Source organism: Kribbella polygonati, from assembly GCF_050320105.1.
Classification (GTDB): domain Bacteria; phylum Actinomycetota; class Actinomycetes; order Propionibacteriales; family Kribbellaceae; genus Kribbella.
In genome coordinates this window covers 5945477-5967181 of the sequence record NZ_CP190129.1, presented here as the reverse complement: position 1 = coordinate 5967181, position 21705 = coordinate 5945477, and the positions used below count along the sequence as shown (strand labels likewise).

Genomic DNA, 21705 nt, shown 5'->3' with positions numbered 1-21705 from the left:
AGCGAGTCGCGGCGCGGATGGGGGACATGAACCACCAGAACTTCGGCGCCGACGAGTTCAATGCGGATTATCAGCGTGTTCTGAGATCGGCCTCCGAGATCAGCGGGCCTGCGCTTGCCGCGGAGATCCAACGCCTGCGGGGCCTGGTGGTGTCTTTGGCAGACCCACGTGAGCGACGGGATGCCGAGAACGACATCGCGATGCTGGACGACATTCTCGCGTACGACGAACAGCCGGGTGTCTCGCCCGCAATGGCCCGGGCAGAGCGGGCCCACGCGGCGGCAATGGCAGACGGGGGTAGTGACGCGGACGCTCCGCAAGGTCCTAGCAGCAGGCGAGGAGTGGGATACCAAGCGTTCAGAGCGGAGTACCAGCGAGTGTTCGACGTTCTGGATTCCCAGACGCTGCCCGATTGGCTCCCCGCAGCCATCGCCCGGCTCAAGGAGCTCGCGGCCGACATCGAAGATCCGACCGACCGCCGCACCGCCCAGAACCAGATTGCTTCGATCGAGGACATCCTCGACGAGGAGCTGGACGGTCCGCCGACCTCGTCGGCGATGATGGAGGCTATTCGCGTCCACAGCCGGGCCGGTCGCGGTGAAGGTACGCCGGCGGAACGGATTGCTCGTGCCGAAGCCGGTATGGCGGTCATCGGCGAAATCGCCGAGGCGAACCCCAGCGAGGAGGCCTCGATCCTGGATCTCAACGAGCCCCTCTACATGCTGATCTTGTCGCTCCGATCGGACCGGGACTGACGAGGTATCCCACAGTCGGCAAACGCATCAGAATCTGGGGAGAAGCAGGTGGAGTACGCCGAGTTCGAGGTCGAGTACAACCGGGTGCTCGACGATGCGCCTGGTCTGAGCGATGCGGCGCTGGCGGCTGAGATCAACCAGTTACGACGGCTCGCGGCCCAACTCGGCGACGTAGTTGATCGTCGAGACGCGAACAGCGCGGTCGAGGCGTTGGCCGGAGTGCTCGCTGTGGGCTGGCCGCCCGCTGCGTCGGCGGTTGAGATCGAGGCCGAACGCGTGCACGCGATTGCGAATGCCGACGGTGGTACCGCCCACGAACGGATTGCCCGCGCTGGCGCGGGGATGGCAGAGATCAGCCGCCTGGCCGCCACCGCCGATCCGGCTGACAAAGCCGGGATTCTCGAGCTCAACGAGTCCCTGGTGCTTCTCATTCAGGCGCTGGAGCCGCTGCGGTGATGGAACTCTGATCGGTCTGGTTCCGGTTTTGATCGAATGTGATCGTTCGAGCGGTGAGGTATTGACTGGGAAAGCCCTTACCCATACCTTCGCTGCACTTGGAAGGACAGGCCGCGAAGGAGTTGCCCTGTGAGACGTGGTGTGGGACTTACTCTGCTGGTCGCTGCGCTCGGTGTGGTGGTCAGTAGTTGTGGCAACGGGGTGATCGACAAGAGCACGGACGGGGTGCCGCCGGCGGAGGCGACCGGGACGTTGCGGGTGCTGATTCCGTCGTTCCCGCCCAGTACGAAGGGGCGGGAGGCGTTCCAGAAGGTTGTCGACGACTTCCACAAGACCTATCCGAAGATGAAGGTCGAGCCGGACTTCGCGACGTACAAGAACCTGAACGAGAAGATGTCGACCTCGATCGCGGCCGGTATCCCGTACGACGTGATGGTGACCGGGGTCGGCTGGGTGCAGCCGTTCGCGTCGAAGCGGATCTTCGAGGATCTCGGCAAGTACGGCGTGACGCCCGACTTCATCAAGGAGAAGAGCACGCCGGCGCTGATCCCCGCGGTCACGTACGACGGCAAGCTCTACGCGTACCCGCTGGTCGCCGACGCCCGGGCGGTCGCGCTCCGCAAGAGCGCGTTCATCGAGGCGGGCCTGGACCCGAACAAGCCGCCGACGTCGCTCGAGGAGATCAAGGCCGACGCGGAGAAGCTGACCAAGCGGGACAAGAACGGCAACATCACCCGCAGCGGGTTCGACCTCGCGTCCGCGAGCGGCTTCCGGCAGTCGTTCACCACCTTCCTGGCCTCGACCGGTACGCCGCTGTACGTCAAGGGCGAGCCGAACTTCGACAACAAGGCCGGCCTCGACACGCTGCTCTGGATCAAGTCGATGATCAACAACGTGCAGCCGTACGGCCAGACGAACGCGGCGCAGCAACCCCTCGTGCTCACTGGTGAGGCCGCGATGGGGATCGTGAACGGCGGCGTCGACTGCTCCGCGGACGGGATCGGCCAGAAGAACTGCGACGACCTGAAGTTCTTCCGCTTCGACAGCGGCAAGGAGATCGAGTACGTCGGCGGCGACCTGGCGTCGATCGGTTCCCGCAGCCGGCACAAGGACGCGGCGTGGGCGTTCATCCAGTCGCTGACGACACCGTCGAGCCTCGACATGATCGCCAAGTTGAACAAGAAGGTCCCGGCCTACAAGGACGCCAGCAACTCACCACAGGCGAAGTCGAACCCGCTGAGCCAGTTCGTCGCCGACGGCCTGGTGTATGCGGTCAACGAGAACGAAGTACCGGGCAACTGGCTCGAGATGCGCGGCAACTTCGACATCCAGCTCACCCAGGCGGTCCTTGGCGAGAAGGATCCCGCCAAGGTGCTGCACAACCTGGCAGGACAGTCCAGATGAGCACAACTCTCGAACGCCCCGCGCTCACGACGGCCGGCAGGACGGCACAGTCGAAGGACAGCCGTGCGCTGATCCGCAACCAGGTCCGGGCCGGCTGGGCACTGCTCGCGCCGGCGCTGCTGCACTCCGGCATCTTCATCGTCCTGCCGGTGATCTCCGTCCTGGTCCTCAGCCTGACCGACTACAGCTTCGGCGACTCCTTCGACTGGGTCGGCTTCCGCAACTACGCTGACCTGTTCCGGGACCCCAATTTCGGGGCGTCGCTGTGGCACACCGTGCTGTACGCGATCGTGGTGATCCCGATCTCGATGGCGGTCTCGCTCGCGGTCGCGATCGGCCTCAACCAGAAGATGCGCGGTCTCGGCTTCTTCCGGACCGCGTTCTACATCCCGACGGTCACCGCCACGGTCGCGGTGGCCACGATCTGGCTGTGGATCTACAGCCCGGGATCCGGCCTGGCGAACGGGTTCCTCAGCCTGTTCGGGTTCGCTCCGAACCAGTGGCTGGCCAACCCGGGGACCGCATTGCCGTCGCTGATGGTGGTCGGGATCTGGCAGGGCCTCGGGACCAAGATCATCATCTACCTGGCCGCGCTGCAGGGCGTGTCCCGGGACCTGATCGAGTCCGCCCAGCTGGACGGTGCGGGCCGCTGGCAACGGTTCGCCAACGTCACCTGGCCGGCGATCGGGCCGGTCCAGTTCTTCGTCCTGATCACGTCGATCGTCGGCACCTTCCAGGTGTTCGACCTGGTGTACGTGATGACGCAGGGCGGCCCGGGTTCGTCCACCCGGGTGCTGGTGATGGACATCTACCAGAACGCGTTCCAGAACCTGAAACTCGGCTACGCGTCCGCCGAGACCGTGATCATGATGATCGTGATCGCGATCTTCATCGCGGCCGGACGCCTGCTCCAGAAGGCGGATACCAATGACTAGCGTTTCGTTGCCGGCCATCGGTGCCGCGAAGCCGCCGGCGGTCCGGGCAGGCCGGATCCTGCTGTACGTCGTACTCACCGTCGGCGCGCTGCTGATGATCGTGCCGTTCGTGTGGATGGTGCTGACCGCGTTCAAGAGCAACGGGGAGATCGCGAAGTTCAGCTGGCTGCCGCAGGAGCTGCGCTGGCGGAACTTCGTCGACGCGATGCAGACCGCGCCGTTCCTGCGGTACTTCCGGAACAGCCTGTTCATCGCGGTCGGCGAGACCGCGTTCACGCTGGCGGTCTGTACGACGGCCGGGTACGCGCTGGCGAAGCTCCCGGTGCGCGGCGGGAAGGCGTTGCTGAACTACTTCATCGTGCTGCTGATGGTGCCGTTCCAGATCATCCTGGTACCGCTGTTCCTGATCGTGAAGTCGATCCCGCTGTTCGGCGGCAACAACATCCTCGGCCAGGGCGGCATCGGCTGGCTGAACTCGTGGTGGGGCCTGATCATCCCGCTCGGCGCGGCGCCGCTGTTCACGTTCCTGGCGCGGCAGTTCTACGTGTCGCTGCCGGACCAGCTGGCGCAGGCGGCGCGGGTGGACGGGCTCGGCGAGTTCGGGATCTTCTGGCGGATCATGACGCCGCTGATCAAGCCGGCGCTGATCACGATCGCGGTGTTCCAGATCGAGGCCGCCTGGAACGGGTTCCTCTGGCCGCTGATGATCACCACGTCGGACGAGATGCGCCCGCTGCAGCTGGGGCTGGCGATCTTCTCCCAGAACCCGGCCGAGATCCAATGGCCGTACCTGATGGCGGGTACGGCACTCGCGACGCTGCCGATGATCGTGCTGTTCGTGTTCGCCCAGAAACGCTTCGTCGAAGGTATGGCGAACGTGGGGATCAAGGGCTGATGCCGATCGTCTTCGTCGACCTGGAGACCACGAGCGTCCGGGAGCCCTGGCTCCCGGACGGCCGCCAGATCTGGCAACTAGCGGTGATCCGCCGCGAGGACGACGGCCGCGAGACGCCGTACAACCGCTTCATCCACGTGGACGAACTCGACCTGTCGACGTCGACAGAACGCGCGTTGGAGATCAGCCGTTTCCACCGCCACCCGTCCCTGAACGGCTCCGCCGAGGACGTCTGCAGCGGCCGGGAGGCGGCCCAGTTGATGGCACACCTCACCGCCGACGAGCCCCTGTGGGTCGGCGCCGCACCATGGATGGACGCGACCGACGTACTCCACCTGATGCACCTGCACGGCCTGGTGGGGTCCGCGCCCGATGTGCCGTGGGACTTCCGGCTCGTGTGCGTGATCAGCCAGTTGCTGGGGCGGACCAAGGCCGCGCCGACCGCCGAGGTCGGGGAGATGGCTGCCGCGGTCGGGGTCGACCAGTCGGCGTACGCGATCCACGATGCGTTGGCGGACACGTATTTCGTGCGCGACGTGTACGACGCTCTGCAGCGGTAGGCGGATCCTCGAACAGGTGCTCACCCCGCCCCGGGTGAGCACCTGCGAGGCCCCCCTCAATGCGGTGATCCCGAAGAAACACCGGAGCTTCCCCTCGGCCCCCCGCTGGGTCGCTCACTCGTCTTATCGGCGTCTTGTGCGACTCGTTACAGCATTTCTGAGAATTCTCTCCCGCATTTCCCGCGGTACGACGTTTCGCACGCGATCGACGACGGTCGGTACGCAATCAGCGCACGTGGCTGTGGACGACGTACCGCACGACCGGTTCGAGGTTGGGACACATGGCCGTTGTCTCCGGCCCGGACTCGGGTAGTATCTGCGACGTGACTGCCGGGTCGGCTTCGAGCCATTACCGAGTTGGGTCCCCGGCTGCGTTCTGAGCGGCGCGCGGGCCCCGCCCGCCTTCTCTGATGTCTGCGTTCCCCTTCACGACACCAGAGAAAGAAGCGAATCCTGAACGATTTCACCGCACAACTCATCGCCGAGTTCAAGGCGAACTCCGGCCGCGTCGGCGGCCCGTTCGAGAATGCCCGGTTGTTGCTCCTGACAACCACGGGCGCCCGGACCGGCGCGCCGCGGACCGCGATCCTCGGCTACTACCCGGACGGCGACCGGGTGCTGGTCGTCGGCTCGGCCGGCGGCAGCCCGAAACACCCGTCCTGGTACCACAACCTGCGGGCGAATCCGCAGGTCAGCGTGGACACCGGCCTGTTCAGCTACCCGGCAACGGCCGTCGTACTGCGGGGTGCCGAGCGCGACGAGGTCTTCGCCCGACTGGTCGAGGCCGACGCCGGGTGGGGCGACTACCAGGCCCGTGTGACCCGCACGATCCCGGTCGTCGCGCTCGTCCCGGGCGGACCGCCGGGCGGGCGCGGCTCGCTCGCCGACGCACTGAAGAACATCCACGCCGCGTTCCGCCGGGAGCTGGACCTGATCCGCCACGAGATCGCCACGTCCGGTGCCGCCGGGCTGGGCGCACAGCTCCGCATCAACTGCCTGACCGTCTGCAAGGGCCTGCACTTCCACCACACCGGCGAGTCGACGATGCTGTTCCCCAGCCTGGTGGAGCAGTACCCGGAGCTGACGGACGTGATCGGCGTACTGCAGAAGGAACACGACCAGATCGCAGTACTACTGGGCGAGCTGGAACAAGCCGTCACGCTGGAGCAGGTGGACGAGCTGATCGCCCAGCTCAACGCCCACCTGGACCGCGAGGAGGAGGCGCTCCTTCCTTATCTATAACGGTTTCCGGGCCAGCAGCGCGTAGGTGTTGGGGAGTCGGCCGGACCAGGCGGCGGCGCTGGTGCCGTCCTGCGGTCGCCAGAACGGTTCGGCGTACTCCTCGAGGACCTGCAGGTGCAGGCCGGCCGTGCTGATCGCTGTGACGACCTGTCCGAGGGTCCACTGCCACTCCTGCGCGCCGTTGCCCGGGAATGTGTCGTTGATGTTGGTCTTGGCGAAGTAGCTCCGGTCCGGGCGGATCCGTGCCTCGTCCTCGTCCCACGTCCACAGCACTACGGCCGGGTGGCCCTCGTACACGAACAGGTGCCCACCCGGCCGTAGCACTCGCGCCACGTCGCGCGCCCACACGTCGATGTCCCGCATCCAGATCAGCGCGCCCTTACCGGTGTACACGAGGTCCACGGCGGCGTCCTTGACCGGTACGCCGGGCAGTTCCGCCACGACGTACCGGCAATCGACCGCCACGTCCCGCGCGCGCCGCTGCGCTGCCCCGGCTGCGACCGAGCTGTAGTCCACGCCGAGCACTCGTCGGGCGCCGGCCTTCACCAGGCCGACGTCGTCGAGCCCGTGCCCACTCTGCAGGTGCACGACGAACGGACCGGTCGCCAGCACGGGCGCCAGCAGCTCGTGCTCCCGCTCCTCCAGCAGCCCGTCACCACGAGCCGCCTCCAGCAACTCGTCGTACTCCCGGACATGCTTGGTGGAAGCCTGCTCCCAGATCGCCCGATTTCCCATGACTACAAGTCAGCCTGATGGGACCTACCCGGGGCAACCGCAATTTCACTCGTTGTGGAGAACTTGCGCGATCGTCGTACGGGCGGCTGTCCGCGCGGGGAAGTACGCGCCGGCGGCGGCGATCGCAACACCGGCCAGGACCAGGAGAGCCAGGAGGCCGAAGGGGTAGACGTGGAGCATGAAGGCGGGCAGCTCGACCTGGGCGCCGTTGGCCATCGCGGGTACGACGAGGCGGTGCGCGACGATCCCCAGCGGAATGCCCAGCAGGCTCCCGACGGCGCCCAGTGCGGTCATCGACACGACGACCATCGCGGTGACCTGCGCCGGCGTCATACCGATCGACTTGAGCATCCCCAGGTCACGGCGCCGCTCACGGGTGTTCAGTACGACAGTGTTGAACACCCCGAGCGCCGCGACGGTGCCCAGCATGATCGTCAGCAGGACGACGGTCGCGACGACGATCGTCACGAAGGTGCCCGATTCCTGTCCGCCGGCCTCGACCAGACCCGAATCCTTTGCCTGTACGGCCGTCACGAAAGCGTCCAGGTTCGTACCGGGCTTGACGTTGATCTCGTACAGATTGGCCCGCAGCGTGGGAGCGATCAGTTTGAGCGTGTCCCAGTTCGACAGCACCTCGTCCCCCGAGTTGTAAAGGGCCTTGCCGACGATCCGCACCGGGACGTTCTTGCCCTCGAACTGCAGCGTGAGCGTGTCGCCGACGGCAAGAGCCCGCTGGCGCAGGAAACGCTCGGACACGACCACCTGTCCGGCGCCGTCGAACCAGTGACCGTCGAGGAGCCGGAAGCCGACCTGCTCGACGTCCCCGCGGTAGAACGACACCCGGAGGTCCGTCTGTGTTCCGGCCAGCCGCATCCCGAGCTCCGTGCTCGGTGTCACCGACACCGCCCCGGGAATCGACCGCAGCAGCGCCTCGTCGGCGGCATCGGTCAGCTTGGCCACTGGTGGGGCGCTGGCACCCGGAGGAGGAGGCCCCCCGAGCGCGGCCGGCGCGAACATCGACAGGTCGACGGCACCGGCCCGGCTGGCGGCGGTCTGGTACGTGGTCAGCGACTTGCCCAGCCCTACCGCGAGAGTCACGCTCGTGACGCCCAGTACGACGGCGGCCAGCGTCAGCGCCGTACGTGCGGGCCGTGCGAACGGAAGGCCGAGCCCCAGGCTCACTGAACGCGGCAACCGGGTACCGCTGAGCCAACGCTGCGCGCGCAGGCCTCGCCCGGCCCGCGGTGCGCTGCCCGCGCTGATCGCTTCCGACGCTGACAGGCTCCGTGCCCGCAACGACGGCAGGAGAGCAGACAGGGCAACCAATGTAGGTACACCCAGCAGCGTGGCGGCATCTACCCAGATCGGTACGGTGACACCGTTCGCCCCGTAGTTCTCGAACGCCTTTGTCAGCAAGGACTCCGCGAGTACGTTGCCAAGTACGGTGCCGATCGCGCAGCCGGCGATCGCGGGGATCGAGATCATCGCCAGGTAGACCGCCATCACCTGTGTCGGCGTGAAGCCCAGCGCCTTCAGTACGCCGATGTGCTTGAAGCCGGCGACTACGGCACCACTGACCACGTTGGCCACGATCAGTACCGCAACAGCGAGCCCTAGCCAGCCGAACACCATCAAGAACGGTACGAACGTGTTTGGCTCACCAGTGGCGAGCGCCCGCAGCCCAAGGTACGACTGGGTGCCCACCAGTGCGCCGGCCGGGAGACCTGCCGTGACCGCGTGCTGACCGGCGGACACCTGCGCGTTCGTGGCGGCCTGCACGAACCGGTACAGCATCTGTGTCGACGTCGGCTTGAAAGACGCCATTTGCTGCGGGGTGACCCACGCGTCGGCCGACTGGCTGACGCTGTACGCGAACCCGACAACGGTCAGCCGCGCGCCGCCGGGTGCGGGGACGGTCGATCCCAGCGTCGCCTCTCCACGCCCACCGGTGTCGGTGGGGTTCCGGTTGAGCACGATCTCGCCCGCCTTGTCCGGCCAGCGTCCCTTCCATACGTTCAGCCGGTCGACCGGTCCGTTCGGGTCCGCGCGCCCTACCGTTACCAGAGAATTCGAATCGCCTTTAGGGCTCGAGCCGAGGTCGAGCGTCGTCATCGCGAACGGCCCGGCAAACGCCTCGGCCCCTGACGCTTTGGCTGTGAGGTCGCCGTCGCTGACCTTGCTCCGGTCGTACGACGCCACCAGGTGCGCACCGCTCTGCCGCGCGTACGCCTGGTCGAACGGACCGCTAGACGCAGCCAGCAGGCCAAGCGCGACCACGATCATCGTTGTGGAGAGCAGTACGACGACACTGATCACCACGGTCTGCACACGCCGCCGCCTTACCGCTGCACGGGTAACCGGCCAGACCGCGCTCACGACGTACGCTCCAGGCTGCGCTCTGCCGCGATCTGCCCGTCGACGAATTCAACGACCCGGCTGGCGCACCGTGTCGCCAACTGCTGGTCATGGGTGACCAGGAGGAGCGTCTGACCGATCTGGTTGAGGTCCAGCAGCAGGTCCATCACCTGCTCACCCGCGCGAGTGTCGAGTGCTCCTGTCGGCTCGTCCGCAAGGAGGATGGCCGGCCGGTTCATGAGCGCTCGGGCGACGGCCACACGCTGCCGTTCACCACCGCTCAGCTGTGCCGGGTACGTGTTGCGGCGGCTCGCGATGCCGAGTTCTTCGAACAGCTCGAGCGCACGCTTCCGCGCGGGCGCAGCCGCCGTACCCGTGAGCTGTGCGGCCAGCGCGACGTTGTCCAGGGCCGACAGGTCGTCCAGGAGGTTGAAGAACTGGAAGATCATGCCGATCCGCCGCCGGCGGAACAGGGCGAGCCCCTTCTCGTCCAGCGTGCCCAGGTCGTCCCCGTGGACGACGACCGAGCCTGAGGTCGGCCGGTCGAGCCCGGCGACCATGCTGAGCAGCGTCGACTTGCCGCTACCGGACGGTCCCATCACAGCGACCGCCTCGCCGGCGTGGATCTCCAGCGACACCCCGTCGAGTGCGACCGATTCGCCGTACTCCTTGCGTACTCCAGTGAGCCGTACGACCGCGTTGTCCTCCGTCATGCTGCTCACGCTAGGGCTGCCCGGCACGTCCTGACGTCACCCTGCCGGGCTAATGTCCGCGGGCTGTCATCCTGGAGATGTACGGCGTGCTCCTGCCGGATGATGCGGGATCGGGAACGCCTTTGGGACAGTAGGTCACGTGATGTGGTTGCTAGTCGCGTTGCCGGCCGTGGCTGCCGTCTTGCTCGCGTTCGCCTACGTACGGGCGCGACGGGCCCACACGCGCGCGCTGGAGGAGCGTGGCTGGTTGCTTGAGCGCGAACGCGAAACAGCCGCTCAGAGCGCGGTCGACGCGGAACGGGCTCGCATAGCGCACGACTTGCACGACATCGTGAGCCATAACGTCAGCGTGATGGTCATCCAGACCGGTGCGGCCCGGCAGGTACTGGCCACGGCCCCAGAGGACGCAGAAGCGGCCCTGCTCGCAGTAGAGGCTGCAGGCCGCGACACGATGGCTGAGCTACGCCATCTGCTCGGTGTACTCGCTCCCAAGGGCGACGACGACACCCTGTCGCCGCAGCCGAGTCTGACCCGGCTCACCGAGCTGATCGACCGTATGGCCTTCGCTGGGCTGGCTGTCGACGTACGGATCTCTGGCGACCCTTGTCCGCTGCCGACCGGCCTGGACGTCACGGCGTACCGGGTCATCCAGGAGGCGCTGACGAACGCGTTGCGCCACGGGGACGGCGTGAAGGCCGAGGTGACGGTCCGGTACGCGTCTCACGCCCTCCGGGTCGAAGTACTCAACACAGGCCCCAGTGTGCTGACCGGTGGTCGGCCCCCAGTTCCAGAAGGAGACGGGCGCGGGCTGCTGGGGCTCAAGCAACGAGTAGCCGTGTACGGCGGCCAGTTCGACGCCAGGCGCCGTCTTGGTGGCGGCTACCGCGTTCGCGCCAAGCTGCCGCTGGAGCGCCCGTGACGCGGGTCCTGATCGCAGACGACCAGGCCCTGGTTCGTACGGGCTTCCGGATGATCCTCACCGCCCGCGGCATCGAGGTCGTCGGGGAGGCCGCGGACGGAGCCGAGGCAGTGGCCGCCGTACGACGGTTGAACCCGGACGTCGTACTGATGGACATCCGGATGCCGACGATGGACGGACTCGAGGCGACCCGGCAGATCCTCGCCACGCCGACGTCGTGCCGCGTGCTGATCCTCACCACGTTCGACCTGGACCGGTACGTGTACGCCGCCCTGGCCGCCGGCGCCAGCGGGTTCCTGCTGAAGGACGTGACTCCCGAACACCTGGCCGCCGCCGTACACCTGGTGACCACCGGCGACGCGCTCCTGGCCCCGTCCATCACCCGCCGCCTCGTCGAACGCTTCGCCACCCCACAACCGGCCCTGCACCGCGACCTCTCCACCCTCACCCCGCGCGAACTGGAAGTCCTCACCCTCATGGGCCAAGGCCTCTCCAACGCCGAGATCGCCACCGCGCTGACCCTGAGCGAGGCCACCGTCAAAACCCACGCGGCCCGCATCTTCGCCAAACTCAACCTGCGCGACCGCTCCCAAGCAGTCGTCCTCGCCTACGAAACCGGCCTGATCACCCCCGGCGAGGGGAGGTAGCCTCTGGCATGAGGGAAGACGTACTCGCCTGGGCGGCCGCTGTAGTCGGCCCCATCCTCGAAGTCCACCCACTCCACGACGACCAGGGCCCCTGGCGCCTGGTCACCCGCGACCGCTCCGTCGTACTGCGTGCCCCGACCCCGCGCATCGACACCGCGAGGATCGCGACCGCCGCCGCAGCACTCCAGCTGGCCGAGCGGTACGGCGTACCCGCGCCGCGCCTGATCGCCACGGACCCGGCCGCCTCTCTCGAAACCGTCGTACCGGGCACCTCCGACTGGCCGGTCGGCACCCCCGAGTCCCTACGAGCCGCCGGCGCCACCTTGGCCCGGCTGCACACCATCCCGCTGGAGCCCTCCGCCCATCTCCCGTTCCGCCCACGTCCGATCGCAGTCGACGACTTCGCCACCGACCGCCGCACCGGCCGCATGCCCACCACGCCGTTGCTGGAAGAGGCCGACAACATCGTCCAGGCCCACGGCCTCCCACCCGGCCCCTCGGTCTTCATCCACGGCGACATCTGGCCCGGCAACCTCATCTGGTCCACCAACACCGTCGCCGCCCTCATCGACTGGAAAACCGCCGGCGCAGGACCGCCCGGCGTAGACCTGTCCGAACTCCGCAAACAAGCCGCCATAACCTTCGGCCCCGAAGCCCCCACCCACGCCCTGACCGGCTGGCAACAAACCACCACCCACGAAGCCAGCCACGTTCCCTACTGGGACGCAGTAGCCGCCCTGAACACCCCCACCACCCTCTACAGCCCCACAGCAACCACCCGCCGCAACGCCTTCCTCACCCAAGCCCTTACCCAACTCCGCTGAAACAAACAAAGACCCGGACCACCAACCAGCGGTCCGGGCCTTCGAAGTGGCGGAGGATACGAGATTCGAACTCGTGAGGGGTTGCCCCCAACACGCTTTCCAAGCGTGCGCCCTAGGCCTCTAGGCGAATCCTCCAAGCGGAGAGGATACCGGTCCGTGGTGAGGAATCCGAAATCGGGGCGGCGGGCTAGGGTCGGGTGGTGGCTGAGTTGGGGTTGCGGGTGATCGGGACCGCGGACGTGGACGCGGTGCAGGCGCTGATCGAGGCGGATCCCGGGTATACGGAGCGGATCACGGGGTATCCGCCGGGGGCGGCGGATGCGCAGAGTCTGTTGATGATGCGGCCGGAGGGGCTGGCTGAGGAGGCCAAGGTCGTGTTGGGCGCCTTCGGCGGGCAGGGGCTTGTGGCTGTTGTCGACCTGCTCAGGGGCTACCCCGTGGACGGTACGGCGTTCATCGGCCTGCTCCAGATCCACGCGGCGCAGCAGGGGCGTGGTTATGGCAGTACGACGTACGGCCTGGTCGAGGGGTATGTCGAGAGCACCTGGCCGGAGGTACGGACGATGCGGCTAGCTGTTGTCGACACCAATGCGGAGGTCGCTGCGGGGTTCTGGCAGCGGCAGGGGTTCGAGGCGACGGGTGAGGCGCGCCCGTACCGGTACAACAAGCTTGAGTCGACCGCACGCCTCTATGAGAAGCAGCTAGTCGAGTAGTACGGGCGCCAGCGCTTGCCACTGGTCTATCGGCTGCGGTCCTGTCACGCCGGTGATGACGTTGACTGCTACATGGTCGGCGCCGGCATCCAGGTGCTCCGTCAGCTTGGCCTTGATGTCCGCGGGGCTGCCCCACGCTGCCAACGCGTCGACCATGTGGTCCGGGAGCTCCGCCTGGTCGCGTTGGCTGAACCCCTGGCGCTGCAGCGAAGCGACGTACCCAGGGATCGTTGTGAAGAAGCTGATGGTGTCCCTTGCGATCGCCCGGGCCTTGTCCGCATCTGTCTCGAGTACGGCGAGGTGGCTGACGGCCAGGAGCTTGTTCGGCCCTAGGACCTTCCGGGCCTCGGAGGAGTACTCCGCACGCGTCAGGAACGGGTACGCGCCGGCCGTACGCTCTCCAGCGAGCTCTAGCATCCGCGGACCTAGTGCCGCGAGCACACGCCTCTCGACAGGCACGTCCAGCTCGTCCAGGTAAGCGTTCAGCCTGGCCACTGGCTTAGGGCCGTGCGCTCCACCGATACCTACGGTGAACCGACCAGGCGCTGCTGCCTCCAATGCGGCGTACGTCGCACTAACGTCGGCCGCGGCGTACGTCACCACCGCCAAGATCCCACTGACGAACTTGATGGCTGACGTAGCACCCACCAGGTCCTTGATGGTCTGCAGCCCAGGCAGTGGCCCGCCGGACAGCCAGATCACCGGCCACCCCTGCTCTTCAGCTGCCCGCGCCGCCGCCAGCGACTCCGCGCTGCTGGTCAGACCGGTCGTGATCCCGAAACGCCCAAATTGATGATCCGTCACCCAACCAGCTTGACCGCAGATGCGGCCGACCGCACCCTTGTTCGCTCAGAGCGAGAGCGAGCGCGGTACGTCGTACACGGCCGGCCCGGCGTCCGTGAAGTCGAACCCGTGGAACCCGCCCTGCCCGATCGGGTTCCCGCACAGGAACCGGACGTGGACGCCATCCGGATCCAACGCGTCGATGCCGAGCCCGAACGGACCACTGTCCAGGATCTCCGTGTGCTCGATCCCCAGCTCGTCCCAGCGCGCCACCAGAGCGTGCAGCGACTCCGGCGAGTCGACCTCGAGCGCGAACACGTCCAGCCCTTCGACGGACGGCGCGCCCGGTACCGCGGCCCGTTCCCGGAGCGCGACGACGTACCCGGTCTCCCGGTCCGCCAGCGCGACCCCGCGCAGTACGCCGCCCTCGTGGAACTCGGCCGCGAGCTCCAGATCCAGCGCACGCCGGTACCAGTCAGTGCTCGTCCGCAGATCGTTCACCGGCCGCTTGACCTGCCGGATCCGCGCCACCCCCAGTGCAGTCATGTGCCGAGGGTAGGAGTCCGATTCCCGGTTGGCGAGGCCCATCCCGTACACTCGTTGCTGGTTCCCCGCGTGGCGGTATCTCGCCCAATCCCCCCAGGGCCGGAAGGCAGCAAGGGTAAGTGAGCTCTTCCGGGTGCGCGGGGAATCCTCATGTCTAGGCTTAGGGCTCCCAGATCGAAAAGGAGCCCGATGAACCCCGAGAGCCGTTACCTGCAGGACCTGATCATCGCCGAGCTCGATGTGCCTGCGGCGTTCGACGTGGACAGCGAGATCGAGCGGCGGGTGGAGTTCCTGGCCGACCGGCTCCGGCGGACCGGCGCGACGGCGTACGTGCTCGGGATCAGCGGCGGGGTCGACTCCTCCACCGCGGGACGCCTCTGTCAGCTCGCCGTCGAGCGGGTGCGGACCGAGGGCGGCCAGGCGACGTTCGTGGCGATGCGACTGCCGTACGGCGTGCAGGCGGACGAGGCCGACGCCCAGCGCGCACTCGACTTCATCAAGCCGGACGAGACGCTCACGGTCGACGTGCAGCCGGCGACCGACGCGATGGTGGAGTCGGTGCGGCACTCTGGGCTCGGCGACCGCGAGGACTTCCACGTCGGCAACATCAAGGCCCGTCAGCGGATGGTCGCGCAGTACCTGGTGGCCGGCGCCCGCGGCGGTCTCGTGGTCGGCACGGACCACGCGGCGGAGGCCGTGATGGGGTTCTTCACGAAGTACGGCGACGGGGCGTGCGACCTGACCCCGCTGTCCGGGCTGAACAAGCGGCGCGTCCGCGCGGTCGGCGAGCGCCTCGGCGCCGGGCCCGAGATCACCGGGAAGATCCCGACCGCGGACCTCGAGACGAACAACCCGGGCGTCCCGGACGAGGCGGTGCTGGGCGTGACGTACGACGAGATCGACGACTTCCTCGAGGGCCGGGAGGTCGACGAGAAGGCGGCCAGCACGATCATCGCGACGCATCGCCGTACGGCGCACAAGCGGGCCGTCCCGCTCGCGTTCAGCTGAGGAAGTCGGTGACCAGCCGGGCGTACACGTCCGGCTGCTCCGCATGCAGGAAGTGCCCGACGCCGGCCGCGTAGTAATAGATGCCCTGCCGTACGTCGGACCGGAACAACTCGATCTCCTCCGCGCTCGTGGCCGGGTCGTACTCGCCCTTGATCAGCAGCGCCGGCTGGGTGAGCTGACCGAGGTACGGCAGCACCTCGTCGGCGAAGCTGGACGAACTGGTGATCTGCTCGGAGAAGTGGCCGGACCGTCGATGGAACTCGCCGTCGATCTCGGTGTCCGCCGGGAGCTGGAGGTCGCGCGCGTCGGGGCCGGTGTAGATCTCCATCCGGCGCTCGCCGAGCCGGATCAGCAGGTCGACGCGCTCGTCCCACATCGCCTTCGTCGCCGGCCCGGTGTGCGACGGGAACTCGGCGTCCGGGAGCAGCCGGAGCGCGGCGTGGGCGAGGGTGTCGCTGGCGAGCACCATGTCCCAGCCCGGGTTCTCGAAGACGACCTTCGTGATCGCCTGCGGGTGCGTCGCGGCGTACCTGAGCGCGATGCGGCCGCCGTACGAATGGCCGATGACCGACCACTGCGCGATGCCGAGCTGCTCGCGCAGTGCCTCGTAGTCGGCGATCAGGTCGAGCTCGCTGACCGGGCCGGTGAGCGGGTCGGACTGCTGTACGCCGCGCTGGTCGACGCCGATCAGGTGGAAGCTGCGGGCGAGCCGGTCGCCCTGGAGCTTCATGAAGTCGTACGACCCCGCGCCGGGGCCGCCGTGGATGAACAGTACGGGCGGAGCGTCCGCGGAACCGCGCTGGTCGACGTACAGCCTGGTGTCGCGGATCTTCGTCAGCATGACGCGAGCCTAGTGTGGGCGCGACCTATGCGGTATGGGCCAGTTGCATCTGGCGGATGCGGTTCGCGAGGCGGGCCAGGCGGATGGCTGCGATGTTCCGGTACGCCGGTCGCAGGACGGTCGCGAGCGGCCCGGACTGCTCGAACGTGTGGGTGACCCGGCTGTCGTCGCTGATCGTCCAGGTGCCGACCTCGCGGAAGCCGGGGACCTGCCAGACGATCTCGACCCGGTCCGCCTCGACGACCGTGTACTGCAACTCGCCGCTGAAGCCGGGGCGCACGCGGAGCGCGTACCGCGTGCCGGGGTTGGTTTCGCGCGGGCCGTCGATGGCGACGAACGCCTCGTTCCACTCCGGCAGGCCGAGGGCGTCGAGCAGCACCTGCCGGATCGCCGCCTGGCCGGCGTGGATGGTCTCGGTGGCCTGTTCCATGACTAGTTCTCCTGATGGGCGAGTTCGGGACCCCGGCGGCGGGCCAGGGCGGCCCCGGTCGGGAAGGCGTCGGCGAGCGAGCGAAGCGTGCTCATGGTCTCGTCGAGCGCGTGGCCGGCGAGACGGTCGTGCATGGTGCGGTGCAGCCGGTTCTCCGCGGTGACGATGCGGCGGTGCAGTGCCCGGCCCTGCGGCGTCAGGCTGAGCGTGAGGTAGCGCCGGTCGACCTGGTCGATGCCGCGTTTCACCAGTCCTTGGGCGACCAAACGATCGACGAGCCGGCTCGGGCTGTTGCCGGTCTCGCAGACCAGCAGCCCGCCGAGCGCGCTCAGCGTCATCGGACCGTGGTCGCGGAGGACCCGCAGAACCTCTGCCTGGGAAGGCGTGATGCCCAGCGGGCGCAACTCGGCGGCGAGCAGCCGATTGCCCTCACGCTGGATCGCCAGCACGAGATAGCGAAACTCCTCGACAACCTTCATGCCAGATATATTACACGACACGTATGTCGTGTCATCTATCTGGCGCGGATTTCTCCGGTTTGTTGTTGCCTGCGGCTCCAGTTCCGGATGAGTTCCGGAGAAAGTCCGGTCGAGGTCATGGTCAAGGCGCAGCGCGGCTGGCACAGTGGCTTCATGAAGGGTCTGATGCAGAATTACCAGCTGTCGCTGGACACGATCTTCCGCCGGGCCGAGCAGTTCTACCCGGACAAGACCGTCTACACAGGCGGCCCGGCGCCTACCAAGCTGACGTACGGCGAGTGGGCCGACCGGACCAGACGCCTGGGTGGGGTGCTGGACACGCTCGGGATCACCGCCGACGGCCGCGTCGCGACGTTCGCGTGGAACTCGGGACGCCACCTCGAGCTGTACTTCGCCGCGCCCTGCACCGGCCGGGTGCTGCACACGCTGAACATCAGACTCTTCCCGGACCAGGTCGTGTACATCGCGAATCACGCCGAGGACGAGGTGGTCTTCGTCGACCGCTCACTGCTGGGGCTGTTCCTGCCCCTGCTCGAGCGGCTCCCGGAGCTCAGACACGTGGTCGTGATGGACGACCTGCCGCCGGGCGCTCCGACGGCGGTGGAGATCCCGGACGACCCGCGGTTCCACGACTACGAGGAACTGCTGGCAGCCGCGTCCCCGGTGGAGTTCCACGTCGAGGACGAGAACCAGGCCGCCGCGATGTGCTACACGAGCGGTACGACGGGCAACCCGAAGGGCGTCGTCTACTCGCATCGGTCGACCTGGCTGCACTCCATCGGCGTACTGACGAACGCCGGGATCGGGCTGACCGAGACCGACACGGTGATGCCGGTCGTGCCGATGTTCCATGCCAACGCCTGGGGGCTGGCGCACGCCGCACCGATGGCCGGCGCGTCGCTGGTGTTCCCGGGGCCGGACATGACTCCGCAGGGGATCCTCAAGCTGCTGGTGGAGCAGGAGGTGACGCTGTCGGCCGGCGTACCGACGATCTGGCAGGGGTTGCTGCCGTTGCTCGACGGGGTCGAGTTGCCGAAGCTGCGGCGGATCCCGTGCGGCGGTTCCGCCGTGCCGGAGGCGCTGTCCGAAGCGTTCCGGAAGAAGCTCGGCCGGCCGATCCTGCAGGCGTGGGGGATGACCGAGACGAGTCCGGTCGCGACCGCGTCCCACGTGCCGGCGCGGAACAAGGACCTTCCCGAGGAGGAGCAGGCACACCTGCGCGCCCGGGCCGGCCTGCCGTTGCCGGGCGTCGAGGTGCGGATCGTCGAGCCGGGGTCGATAACGCCGCTGCCCTGGGACGACGAGGCCACGGGCGAGCTGCAGGTGCGCGGGCCGTGGATTGCCGCCGAGTACTACCGGCCCGACGACGGTGCGCAGCTGAACACCGAGGACGGCTGGATGAAGACCGGCGACGTCGCGGCGATCGACGGGTTCGGCTCGGTGCGGATCGTTGACCGGACCAAGGACCTGGTCAAGTCCGGCGGCGAGTGGATCAGCTCGGTCGAGCTGGAGAACCTGCTGATGGCGCATCCCGCCGTCAAGGAGGCGGCGGTGATCGGGGTGCCGCATCCGAAGTGGGACGAGCGACCGCTCGCCTGCATCGTGGTGCAGGAGGGTGTGACCGTGACCGGGGACGAGATCCTCGACTACCTCCGGCCCCTGGTCGCGAAGTGGTGGCTGCCGGACGCGGTCGAGTTCATCGACGAGGTTCCGAAGACGTCAGTCGGCAAGTTCTCGAAGAAGGATCTCCGGACCCGCTTCGCCAACTACCACCTGCAGTAAGGCTCAGGAGAAGTCGACGCCGAAATGGTTGTGGAGGTGATGCAGGGTCGCGTCGACGAACGCGGTCGGCCAAGGGTTGCCGGTGAGTTCGGCCAGCGCAGTGCCGCGGGTGATGAACTGGCGGCAGATGTACTGGTTGGCCGCGACGATGTCGGCCGGGTCGGTGCCCGCGGCCGGGATGGCCTCGAGCGCTGCGCGTTGCTCGTCGGACAGCAGCGCGTTGAGGCGCTTGGCGCCGCTGGTCCGGCGTACGCCGCGTTCGGCGAGCATGAGCGTGACGAGCTGGTCGCGGACGACACCGACGCCCTGATTCGCGACCACCCGCTCGTCCCGGCCGAGCACCGTGACCAGGTTGCCGAGGAAGTAGAAGAAGAGGTGTACGGCGCCGGCGGGCCAGTACGGCTCGGCCGGACGCCCGCCCTTGGGCTCGATGTCGCCCTCCGGGAACAGCGTCCCGTCCCGGTCGAACAGCACCTTCACACCGTCGTACTGGAACCGGTCGAACCCGGCCAGCGGGTGGATGATCAGGTCCACGTGCAGCCAGTCCGGCGTGATCCCGAGGCCGCCGATCATCCCCGGCAGCCGGTCCGCCCAGACCGTCGGTCCGGTGAGCTCCCGCAGTACGTCGTCCCAGTGCTCCGTGTACCAGTCGGTGCTGTCGTCGGTGACCACCAGATGCACGTCGACATCGCTGAACCGGTCGGCGGCCCCGGTGGCGTAGCTGCCGATCAGGTACACCCCCAGCACCCGCTCGTCCGCGGGCAGCAGCTCGGCCGCCCGCTTGATCACTGCCTGCTGCTGTTCGTCCCCAGCCGTCATCCCACCCACAGTAGGCGTCGTCGCGGTCACGTCGCCCGGCCTCCGCGCGCCTCCGGCGCCGAGCCGTGGGTCCGACCGGGTGCGATGGGTGTGGGGCAGGGAAATGTCGGCGGTCGGCGCTAGGGTTGCCGGGTGGAAGCGCCCCTTGCCTTGTATCGCCGGTACCGCCCGGAAACGTTCGCGGAGGTGATCGGGCAGGACCATGTCACCGCGCCGCTGCGGAACGCGCTGAGCAACAACCGGGTGAATCACGCCTACCTGTTCTCCGGACCGCGCGGCTGTGGAAAAACCACCAGCGCGCGGATCCTCGCCCGCGCGATCAACTGCGAGAAAGGCCCGATCGCGGAGCCGTGCGGGGTGTGCAAGTCCTGCACCGACCTCGCCCGCGGCGGGCCCGGCAGCATCGACGTGATCGAGATCGACGCCGCGTCGCACGGTGGTGTCGACGATGCGCGTGACCTGCGCGAGCGGGCGTTCTTCGCGCCGGTCGAGAGCCGCTACAAGATCTACATCATCGACGAGGCGCACATGGTGACCACGCAGGGCTTCAACGCCCTGCTGAAGCTGGTCGAGGAGCCGCCGCCGCACCTCAAGTTCATTTTCGCGACCACCGAGCCCGACAAGGTGATCGGGACGATCCGGTCCCGTACGCACCACTACCCGTTCCGCCTGGTGCCGCCGAAGGCGCTCGCCGACTACATGGCGACGCTGTGCGAGGCGGAAGGCGTGTCGATCGAGCCGGCCGCGCTGCCGCTCGTCGTACGGGCCGGTGCCGGGTCGGTGCGTGACTCACTGAGCGTTCTCGACCAGCTGATCGGTGGCGCCGGGCCGGAGGGTGTGACGTACGAGCTGGCCGTCGCGCTGCTCGGGTTCACGCCGGACTCGCTGCTGGACGCGTGCGTGGACGGGTTCGCGGCCCATGACAGCGCGACGGTGTTCGAGACGGTCGAGAAGGTGATCGAGACCGGGCAGGACCCGAAGCGATTCGCCGAGGACCTGCTGCGGCGGCTTCGGGACCTGGTGGTGCTGTCTGCGGTGCCGACCGCTATTACCTCCGGGCTGATCGAGGCCGCCGAGGACCAGGGCGAGCGGCTGCAGACCCAGGCCGCCGGGATCGGCCCGGCGGAACTGACCCGAGCCGCCGACATCGTCGCCGCCGGCCTGCTGGAGATGCGCGGCGCCACCGCACCACGCCTCCAGTTGGAGCTGATCTGCGCCAAGGTGCTCCTCCCCGGCGCCGACGACTCAACCAACGGCATCCAGGCCCGCCTGGACCGCATGGAACGCCGCCTCACCATCGGCGTCCCCGGCGACGCCGCCACCGCTCCGACCCCATACCCAGGAGCCGCCGGTACACCCACCGGAGGAGCCGCTGGTACGCCGGCCGCTGGAGCCGCTGGCACGCCGACCGCTGGCGGAGCTGCCGGTACGCCGGGATTCGCGGGAGCTGGTGGTACGGCGGCCGCGGGTGCTGCCGGGCCAAGCGGATACGCGGGAGCCGGTGCGACGGGGTACGCCCAGCCGGACGCCCCCGTGGGACCTGCCGCCGACGCCGCCTCCAGCCGAGCCGCGGCCAGAGCAGCCGCAACCGCCGGCACCCGCCCAGCACCGGCCGGCCCAGCTGCAGGCGCCGCAGCGGGACCCGCAGACAACGCTGCCGATGGTGCCGCCGGTAGTGCTGCAGGTGCCGCGGTTGGCGGTGCACCTGCCGGGGCCACCGGTGGTGTTGCAGGTGGTGCAACTGCCGGGGCCGCCGGTGGTGTTGCTGGCGGTGTGGATACGGCTGACGCAAGTGGTGCTGCAGGTGTTGCACCTGGCAGTGCGTCCGGCTCCGCCCACGGTGCCGCTCCGGGGGAGTCCTCCG

The 21705-nt window shown here is 68.1% G+C and carries 22 protein-coding genes, 1 tRNA gene, 1 other RNA gene and 1 pseudogene; 15 read left to right on the top strand and 10 right to left on the bottom strand.

Translation table 11 applies throughout. The features are described from left to right. Nucleotides 1-26 precede the first annotated feature (26 nt). The 7 genes from ACQHIV_RS28190 to ACQHIV_RS28160 all read left to right on the top strand — a co-directional run bounded on the left by ACQHIV_RS28190 (nt 27) and on the right by ACQHIV_RS28160 (nt 6247). A complete protein-coding gene (locus tag ACQHIV_RS28190; RefSeq protein ID WP_427886671.1) occupies nt 27-755 on the top strand; it encodes a hypothetical protein in 729 nt (242 codons plus the stop codon). 48 nt (nt 756-803) lie between these two features. Then, nucleotides 804-1211, top strand: coding sequence for a hypothetical protein (locus ACQHIV_RS28185; RefSeq protein ID WP_427886669.1), 408 nt, complete (start codon nt 804-806; stop codon nt 1209-1211). A gap of 129 nt (nt 1212-1340) precedes the next feature. After that, nucleotides 1341-2615, top strand: a complete 1275-nt coding sequence (locus ACQHIV_RS28180; protein ID WP_427886668.1) for an extracellular solute-binding protein — start codon at nt 1341-1343, stop codon at nt 2613-2615. Next, nucleotides 2612-3550, top strand: a complete 939-nt coding sequence (locus ACQHIV_RS28175) for a carbohydrate ABC transporter permease (protein WP_427886666.1) — start codon at nt 2612-2614, stop codon at nt 3548-3550. The genes ACQHIV_RS28180 and ACQHIV_RS28175 overlap by 4 nt, the downstream gene beginning before the upstream one ends. Further along, a complete protein-coding gene (locus tag ACQHIV_RS28170) occupies nt 3543-4445 on the top strand; it encodes a carbohydrate ABC transporter permease (RefSeq protein WP_427886665.1) in 903 nt (300 codons plus the stop codon). The genes ACQHIV_RS28175 and ACQHIV_RS28170 overlap by 8 nt, the downstream gene beginning before the upstream one ends. After that, complete coding sequence (locus ACQHIV_RS28165; RefSeq protein ID WP_427886663.1) at nt 4445-5005, top strand: hypothetical protein; 561 nt, start codon at nt 4445-4447, stop codon at nt 5003-5005. The genes ACQHIV_RS28170 and ACQHIV_RS28165 overlap by 1 nt, the downstream gene beginning before the upstream one ends. Nucleotides 5006-5419: 414 nt before the next feature. Further along, complete coding sequence (locus ACQHIV_RS28160) at nt 5420-6247, top strand: nitroreductase/quinone reductase family protein (protein ID WP_427896580.1); 828 nt, start codon at nt 5420-5422, stop codon at nt 6245-6247. On the opposite strand, the gene ACQHIV_RS28155 is transcribed toward ACQHIV_RS28160, so the two are convergent. Genes ACQHIV_RS28155 through ACQHIV_RS28145 form a run of 3 tightly spaced genes read right to left on the bottom strand, consistent with a single transcriptional unit; the run spans nt 6242 to nt 10050 of the window. Beyond that, nucleotides 6242-6982 carry a class I SAM-dependent methyltransferase gene (locus tag ACQHIV_RS28155; protein ID WP_427886661.1) on the bottom strand — a complete coding sequence of 247 codons (741 nt, stop codon included), beginning with the start codon at nt 6980-6982 and terminating at the stop codon, nt 6242-6244. The two genes, ACQHIV_RS28160 and ACQHIV_RS28155, sit on opposite strands and share 6 nt — an antisense overlap. A 45-nt stretch (nt 6983-7027) precedes the next feature. After that, nucleotides 7028-9310 carry an FtsX-like permease family protein gene (locus ACQHIV_RS28150; protein WP_427886659.1) on the bottom strand — a complete coding sequence of 761 codons (2283 nt, stop codon included), beginning with the start codon at nt 9308-9310 and terminating at the stop codon, nt 7028-7030. A gap of 44 nt (nt 9311-9354) precedes the next feature. Further along, complete coding sequence (locus tag ACQHIV_RS28145) at nt 9355-10050, bottom strand: ABC transporter ATP-binding protein (protein WP_427886658.1); 696 nt, start codon at nt 10048-10050, stop codon at nt 9355-9357. A gap of 142 nt (nt 10051-10192) precedes the next feature. On the opposite strand from ACQHIV_RS28145, the gene ACQHIV_RS28140 reads away from it, so the two are divergent. The 3 genes from ACQHIV_RS28140 to ACQHIV_RS28130 are packed head-to-tail and all read left to right on the top strand — an operon-like array spanning nt 10193 to nt 12440. Then, nucleotides 10193-10969 carry a sensor histidine kinase gene (locus tag ACQHIV_RS28140; RefSeq protein WP_427886656.1) on the top strand — a complete coding sequence of 259 codons (777 nt, stop codon included), beginning with the start codon at nt 10193-10195 and terminating at the stop codon, nt 10967-10969. Continuing rightward, a complete protein-coding gene (locus ACQHIV_RS28135; RefSeq protein ID WP_427886654.1) occupies nt 10966-11616 on the top strand; it encodes a response regulator in 651 nt (216 codons plus the stop codon). The genes ACQHIV_RS28140 and ACQHIV_RS28135 overlap by 4 nt, the downstream gene beginning before the upstream one ends. A gap of 8 nt (nt 11617-11624) precedes the next feature. Further along, nucleotides 11625-12440: an aminoglycoside phosphotransferase family protein gene (locus ACQHIV_RS28130; protein ID WP_427886652.1), complete on the top strand. Its 816-nt coding sequence runs from the start codon at nt 11625-11627 to the stop codon at nt 12438-12440. A gap of 47 nt (nt 12441-12487) precedes the next feature. On the opposite strand, the gene ACQHIV_RS28125 is transcribed toward ACQHIV_RS28130, so the two are convergent. Next, nucleotides 12488-12575 (bottom strand) — tRNA-Ser (locus ACQHIV_RS28125). A gap of 65 nt (nt 12576-12640) precedes the next feature. Between ACQHIV_RS28125 and ACQHIV_RS28120 the strand changes: the two genes are divergently transcribed. Beyond that, nucleotides 12641-13153 (top strand): GNAT family N-acetyltransferase, encoded by a 513-nt coding sequence (locus tag ACQHIV_RS28120; protein WP_427886650.1) that lies wholly within the window; start codon nt 12641-12643, stop codon nt 13151-13153. Here ACQHIV_RS28120 and ACQHIV_RS28115 read toward each other — a convergent pair. Both ACQHIV_RS28115 and ACQHIV_RS28110 read right to left on the bottom strand, forming a co-directional pair. Continuing rightward, nucleotides 13142-13957 carry a TIGR03620 family F420-dependent LLM class oxidoreductase gene (locus ACQHIV_RS28115; protein WP_427886648.1) on the bottom strand — a complete coding sequence of 272 codons (816 nt, stop codon included), beginning with the start codon at nt 13955-13957 and terminating at the stop codon, nt 13142-13144. The two genes, ACQHIV_RS28120 and ACQHIV_RS28115, sit on opposite strands and share 12 nt — an antisense overlap. 45 nt (nt 13958-14002) lie before the next feature. Further along, nucleotides 14003-14482 carry a VOC family protein gene (locus tag ACQHIV_RS28110; RefSeq protein WP_427886647.1) on the bottom strand — a complete coding sequence of 160 codons (480 nt, stop codon included), beginning with the start codon at nt 14480-14482 and terminating at the stop codon, nt 14003-14005. Nucleotides 14483-14538: 56 nt separating this feature from the next. Here ACQHIV_RS28110 and ffs point away from each other — a divergent pair. Next, nucleotides 14539-14635: signal recognition particle sRNA small type (gene ffs / locus ACQHIV_RS28105), an RNA gene on the top strand. Between the two features lie 36 nt (nt 14636-14671). Then, nucleotides 14672-15490, top strand: a complete 819-nt coding sequence (gene nadE, locus ACQHIV_RS28100; RefSeq protein WP_427886645.1) for an ammonia-dependent NAD(+) synthetase — start codon at nt 14672-14674, stop codon at nt 15488-15490. Here nadE and ACQHIV_RS28095 read toward each other — a convergent pair. Genes ACQHIV_RS28095 through ACQHIV_RS28085 form a run of 3 tightly spaced genes read right to left on the bottom strand, consistent with a single transcriptional unit; the run spans nt 15483 to nt 17240 of the window. After that, nucleotides 15483-16331 (bottom strand): alpha/beta fold hydrolase, encoded by an 849-nt coding sequence (locus ACQHIV_RS28095; RefSeq protein ID WP_427886643.1) that lies wholly within the window; start codon nt 16329-16331, stop codon nt 15483-15485. The genes nadE and ACQHIV_RS28095 overlap by 8 nt on opposite strands. Nucleotides 16332-16356: 25 nt before the next feature. After that, a complete protein-coding gene (locus ACQHIV_RS28090) occupies nt 16357-16761 on the bottom strand; it encodes an SRPBCC family protein (protein ID WP_427886641.1) in 405 nt (134 codons plus the stop codon). A gap of 2 nt (nt 16762-16763) precedes the next feature. Beyond that, on the bottom strand, nt 16764-17240 hold the full coding sequence (locus tag ACQHIV_RS28085; protein ID WP_427886639.1) for a MarR family winged helix-turn-helix transcriptional regulator: 477 nt from the start codon (nt 17238-17240) through the stop codon (nt 16764-16766). A gap of 153 nt (nt 17241-17393) precedes the next feature. On the opposite strand from ACQHIV_RS28085, the gene ACQHIV_RS28080 reads away from it, so the two are divergent. After that, the gene (locus tag ACQHIV_RS28080; RefSeq protein WP_427886638.1) at nt 17394-19022 is read left to right on the top strand and encodes a long-chain fatty acid--CoA ligase; all 1629 of its coding nucleotides are present in this window, start codon (nt 17394-17396) and stop codon (nt 19020-19022) included. A gap of 3 nt (nt 19023-19025) precedes the next feature. Here the strand turns inward: ACQHIV_RS28080 and ACQHIV_RS28075 are convergent, their stop codons facing one another. Further along, on the bottom strand, nt 19026-19841 hold the full coding sequence (locus tag ACQHIV_RS28075; RefSeq protein WP_427886636.1) for a nucleotidyltransferase domain-containing protein: 816 nt from the start codon (nt 19839-19841) through the stop codon (nt 19026-19028). Between the two features lie 132 nt (nt 19842-19973). On the opposite strand from ACQHIV_RS28075, the pseudogene ACQHIV_RS28070 reads away from it, so the two are divergent. After that, nucleotides 19974-21476, top strand: a pseudogene (locus ACQHIV_RS28070) (DNA polymerase III subunit gamma and tau); the annotation flags it as partial. Nucleotides 21477-21705: the final 229 nt, after the last annotated feature.

Coding starts and splice junctions, on each gene's coding strand:
- ACQHIV_RS28190 (WP_427886671.1), top strand. CDS start 27: ATGAACCACCAGAACTTCGGCGCCGACGAGTTCAATGCGGATTATCAG.
- ACQHIV_RS28175 (WP_427886666.1), top strand. CDS start 2,612: ATGAGCACAACTCTCGAACGCCCCGCGCTCACGACGGCCGGCAGGACG.
- ACQHIV_RS28170 (WP_427886665.1), top strand. CDS start 3,543: ATGACTAGCGTTTCGTTGCCGGCCATCGGTGCCGCGAAGCCGCCGGCG.
- ACQHIV_RS28165 (WP_427886663.1), top strand. CDS start 4,445: ATGCCGATCGTCTTCGTCGACCTGGAGACCACGAGCGTCCGGGAGCCC.
- ACQHIV_RS28155 (WP_427886661.1), bottom strand. CDS start 6,982: ATGGGAAATCGGGCGATCTGGGAGCAGGCTTCCACCAAGCATGTCCGG.
- ACQHIV_RS28145 (WP_427886658.1), bottom strand. CDS start 10,050: ATGACGGAGGACAACGCGGTCGTACGGCTCACTGGAGTACGCAAGGAG.
- ACQHIV_RS28140 (WP_427886656.1), top strand. CDS start 10,193: ATGTGGTTGCTAGTCGCGTTGCCGGCCGTGGCTGCCGTCTTGCTCGCG.
- ACQHIV_RS28130 (WP_427886652.1), top strand. CDS start 11,625: ATGAGGGAAGACGTACTCGCCTGGGCGGCCGCTGTAGTCGGCCCCATC.
- ACQHIV_RS28110 (WP_427886647.1), bottom strand. CDS start 14,482: ATGACTGCACTGGGGGTGGCGCGGATCCGGCAGGTCAAGCGGCCGGTG.
- nadE (WP_427886645.1), top strand. CDS start 14,672: ATGAACCCCGAGAGCCGTTACCTGCAGGACCTGATCATCGCCGAGCTC.
- ACQHIV_RS28095 (WP_427886643.1), bottom strand. CDS start 16,331: ATGCTGACGAAGATCCGCGACACCAGGCTGTACGTCGACCAGCGCGGT.
- ACQHIV_RS28090 (WP_427886641.1), bottom strand. CDS start 16,761: ATGGAACAGGCCACCGAGACCATCCACGCCGGCCAGGCGGCGATCCGG.
- ACQHIV_RS28085 (WP_427886639.1), bottom strand. CDS start 17,240: ATGAAGGTTGTCGAGGAGTTTCGCTATCTCGTGCTGGCGATCCAGCGT.
- ACQHIV_RS28080 (WP_427886638.1), top strand. CDS start 17,394: ATGAAGGGTCTGATGCAGAATTACCAGCTGTCGCTGGACACGATCTTC.
- ACQHIV_RS28075 (WP_427886636.1), bottom strand. CDS start 19,841: ATGACGGCTGGGGACGAACAGCAGCAGGCAGTGATCAAGCGGGCGGCC.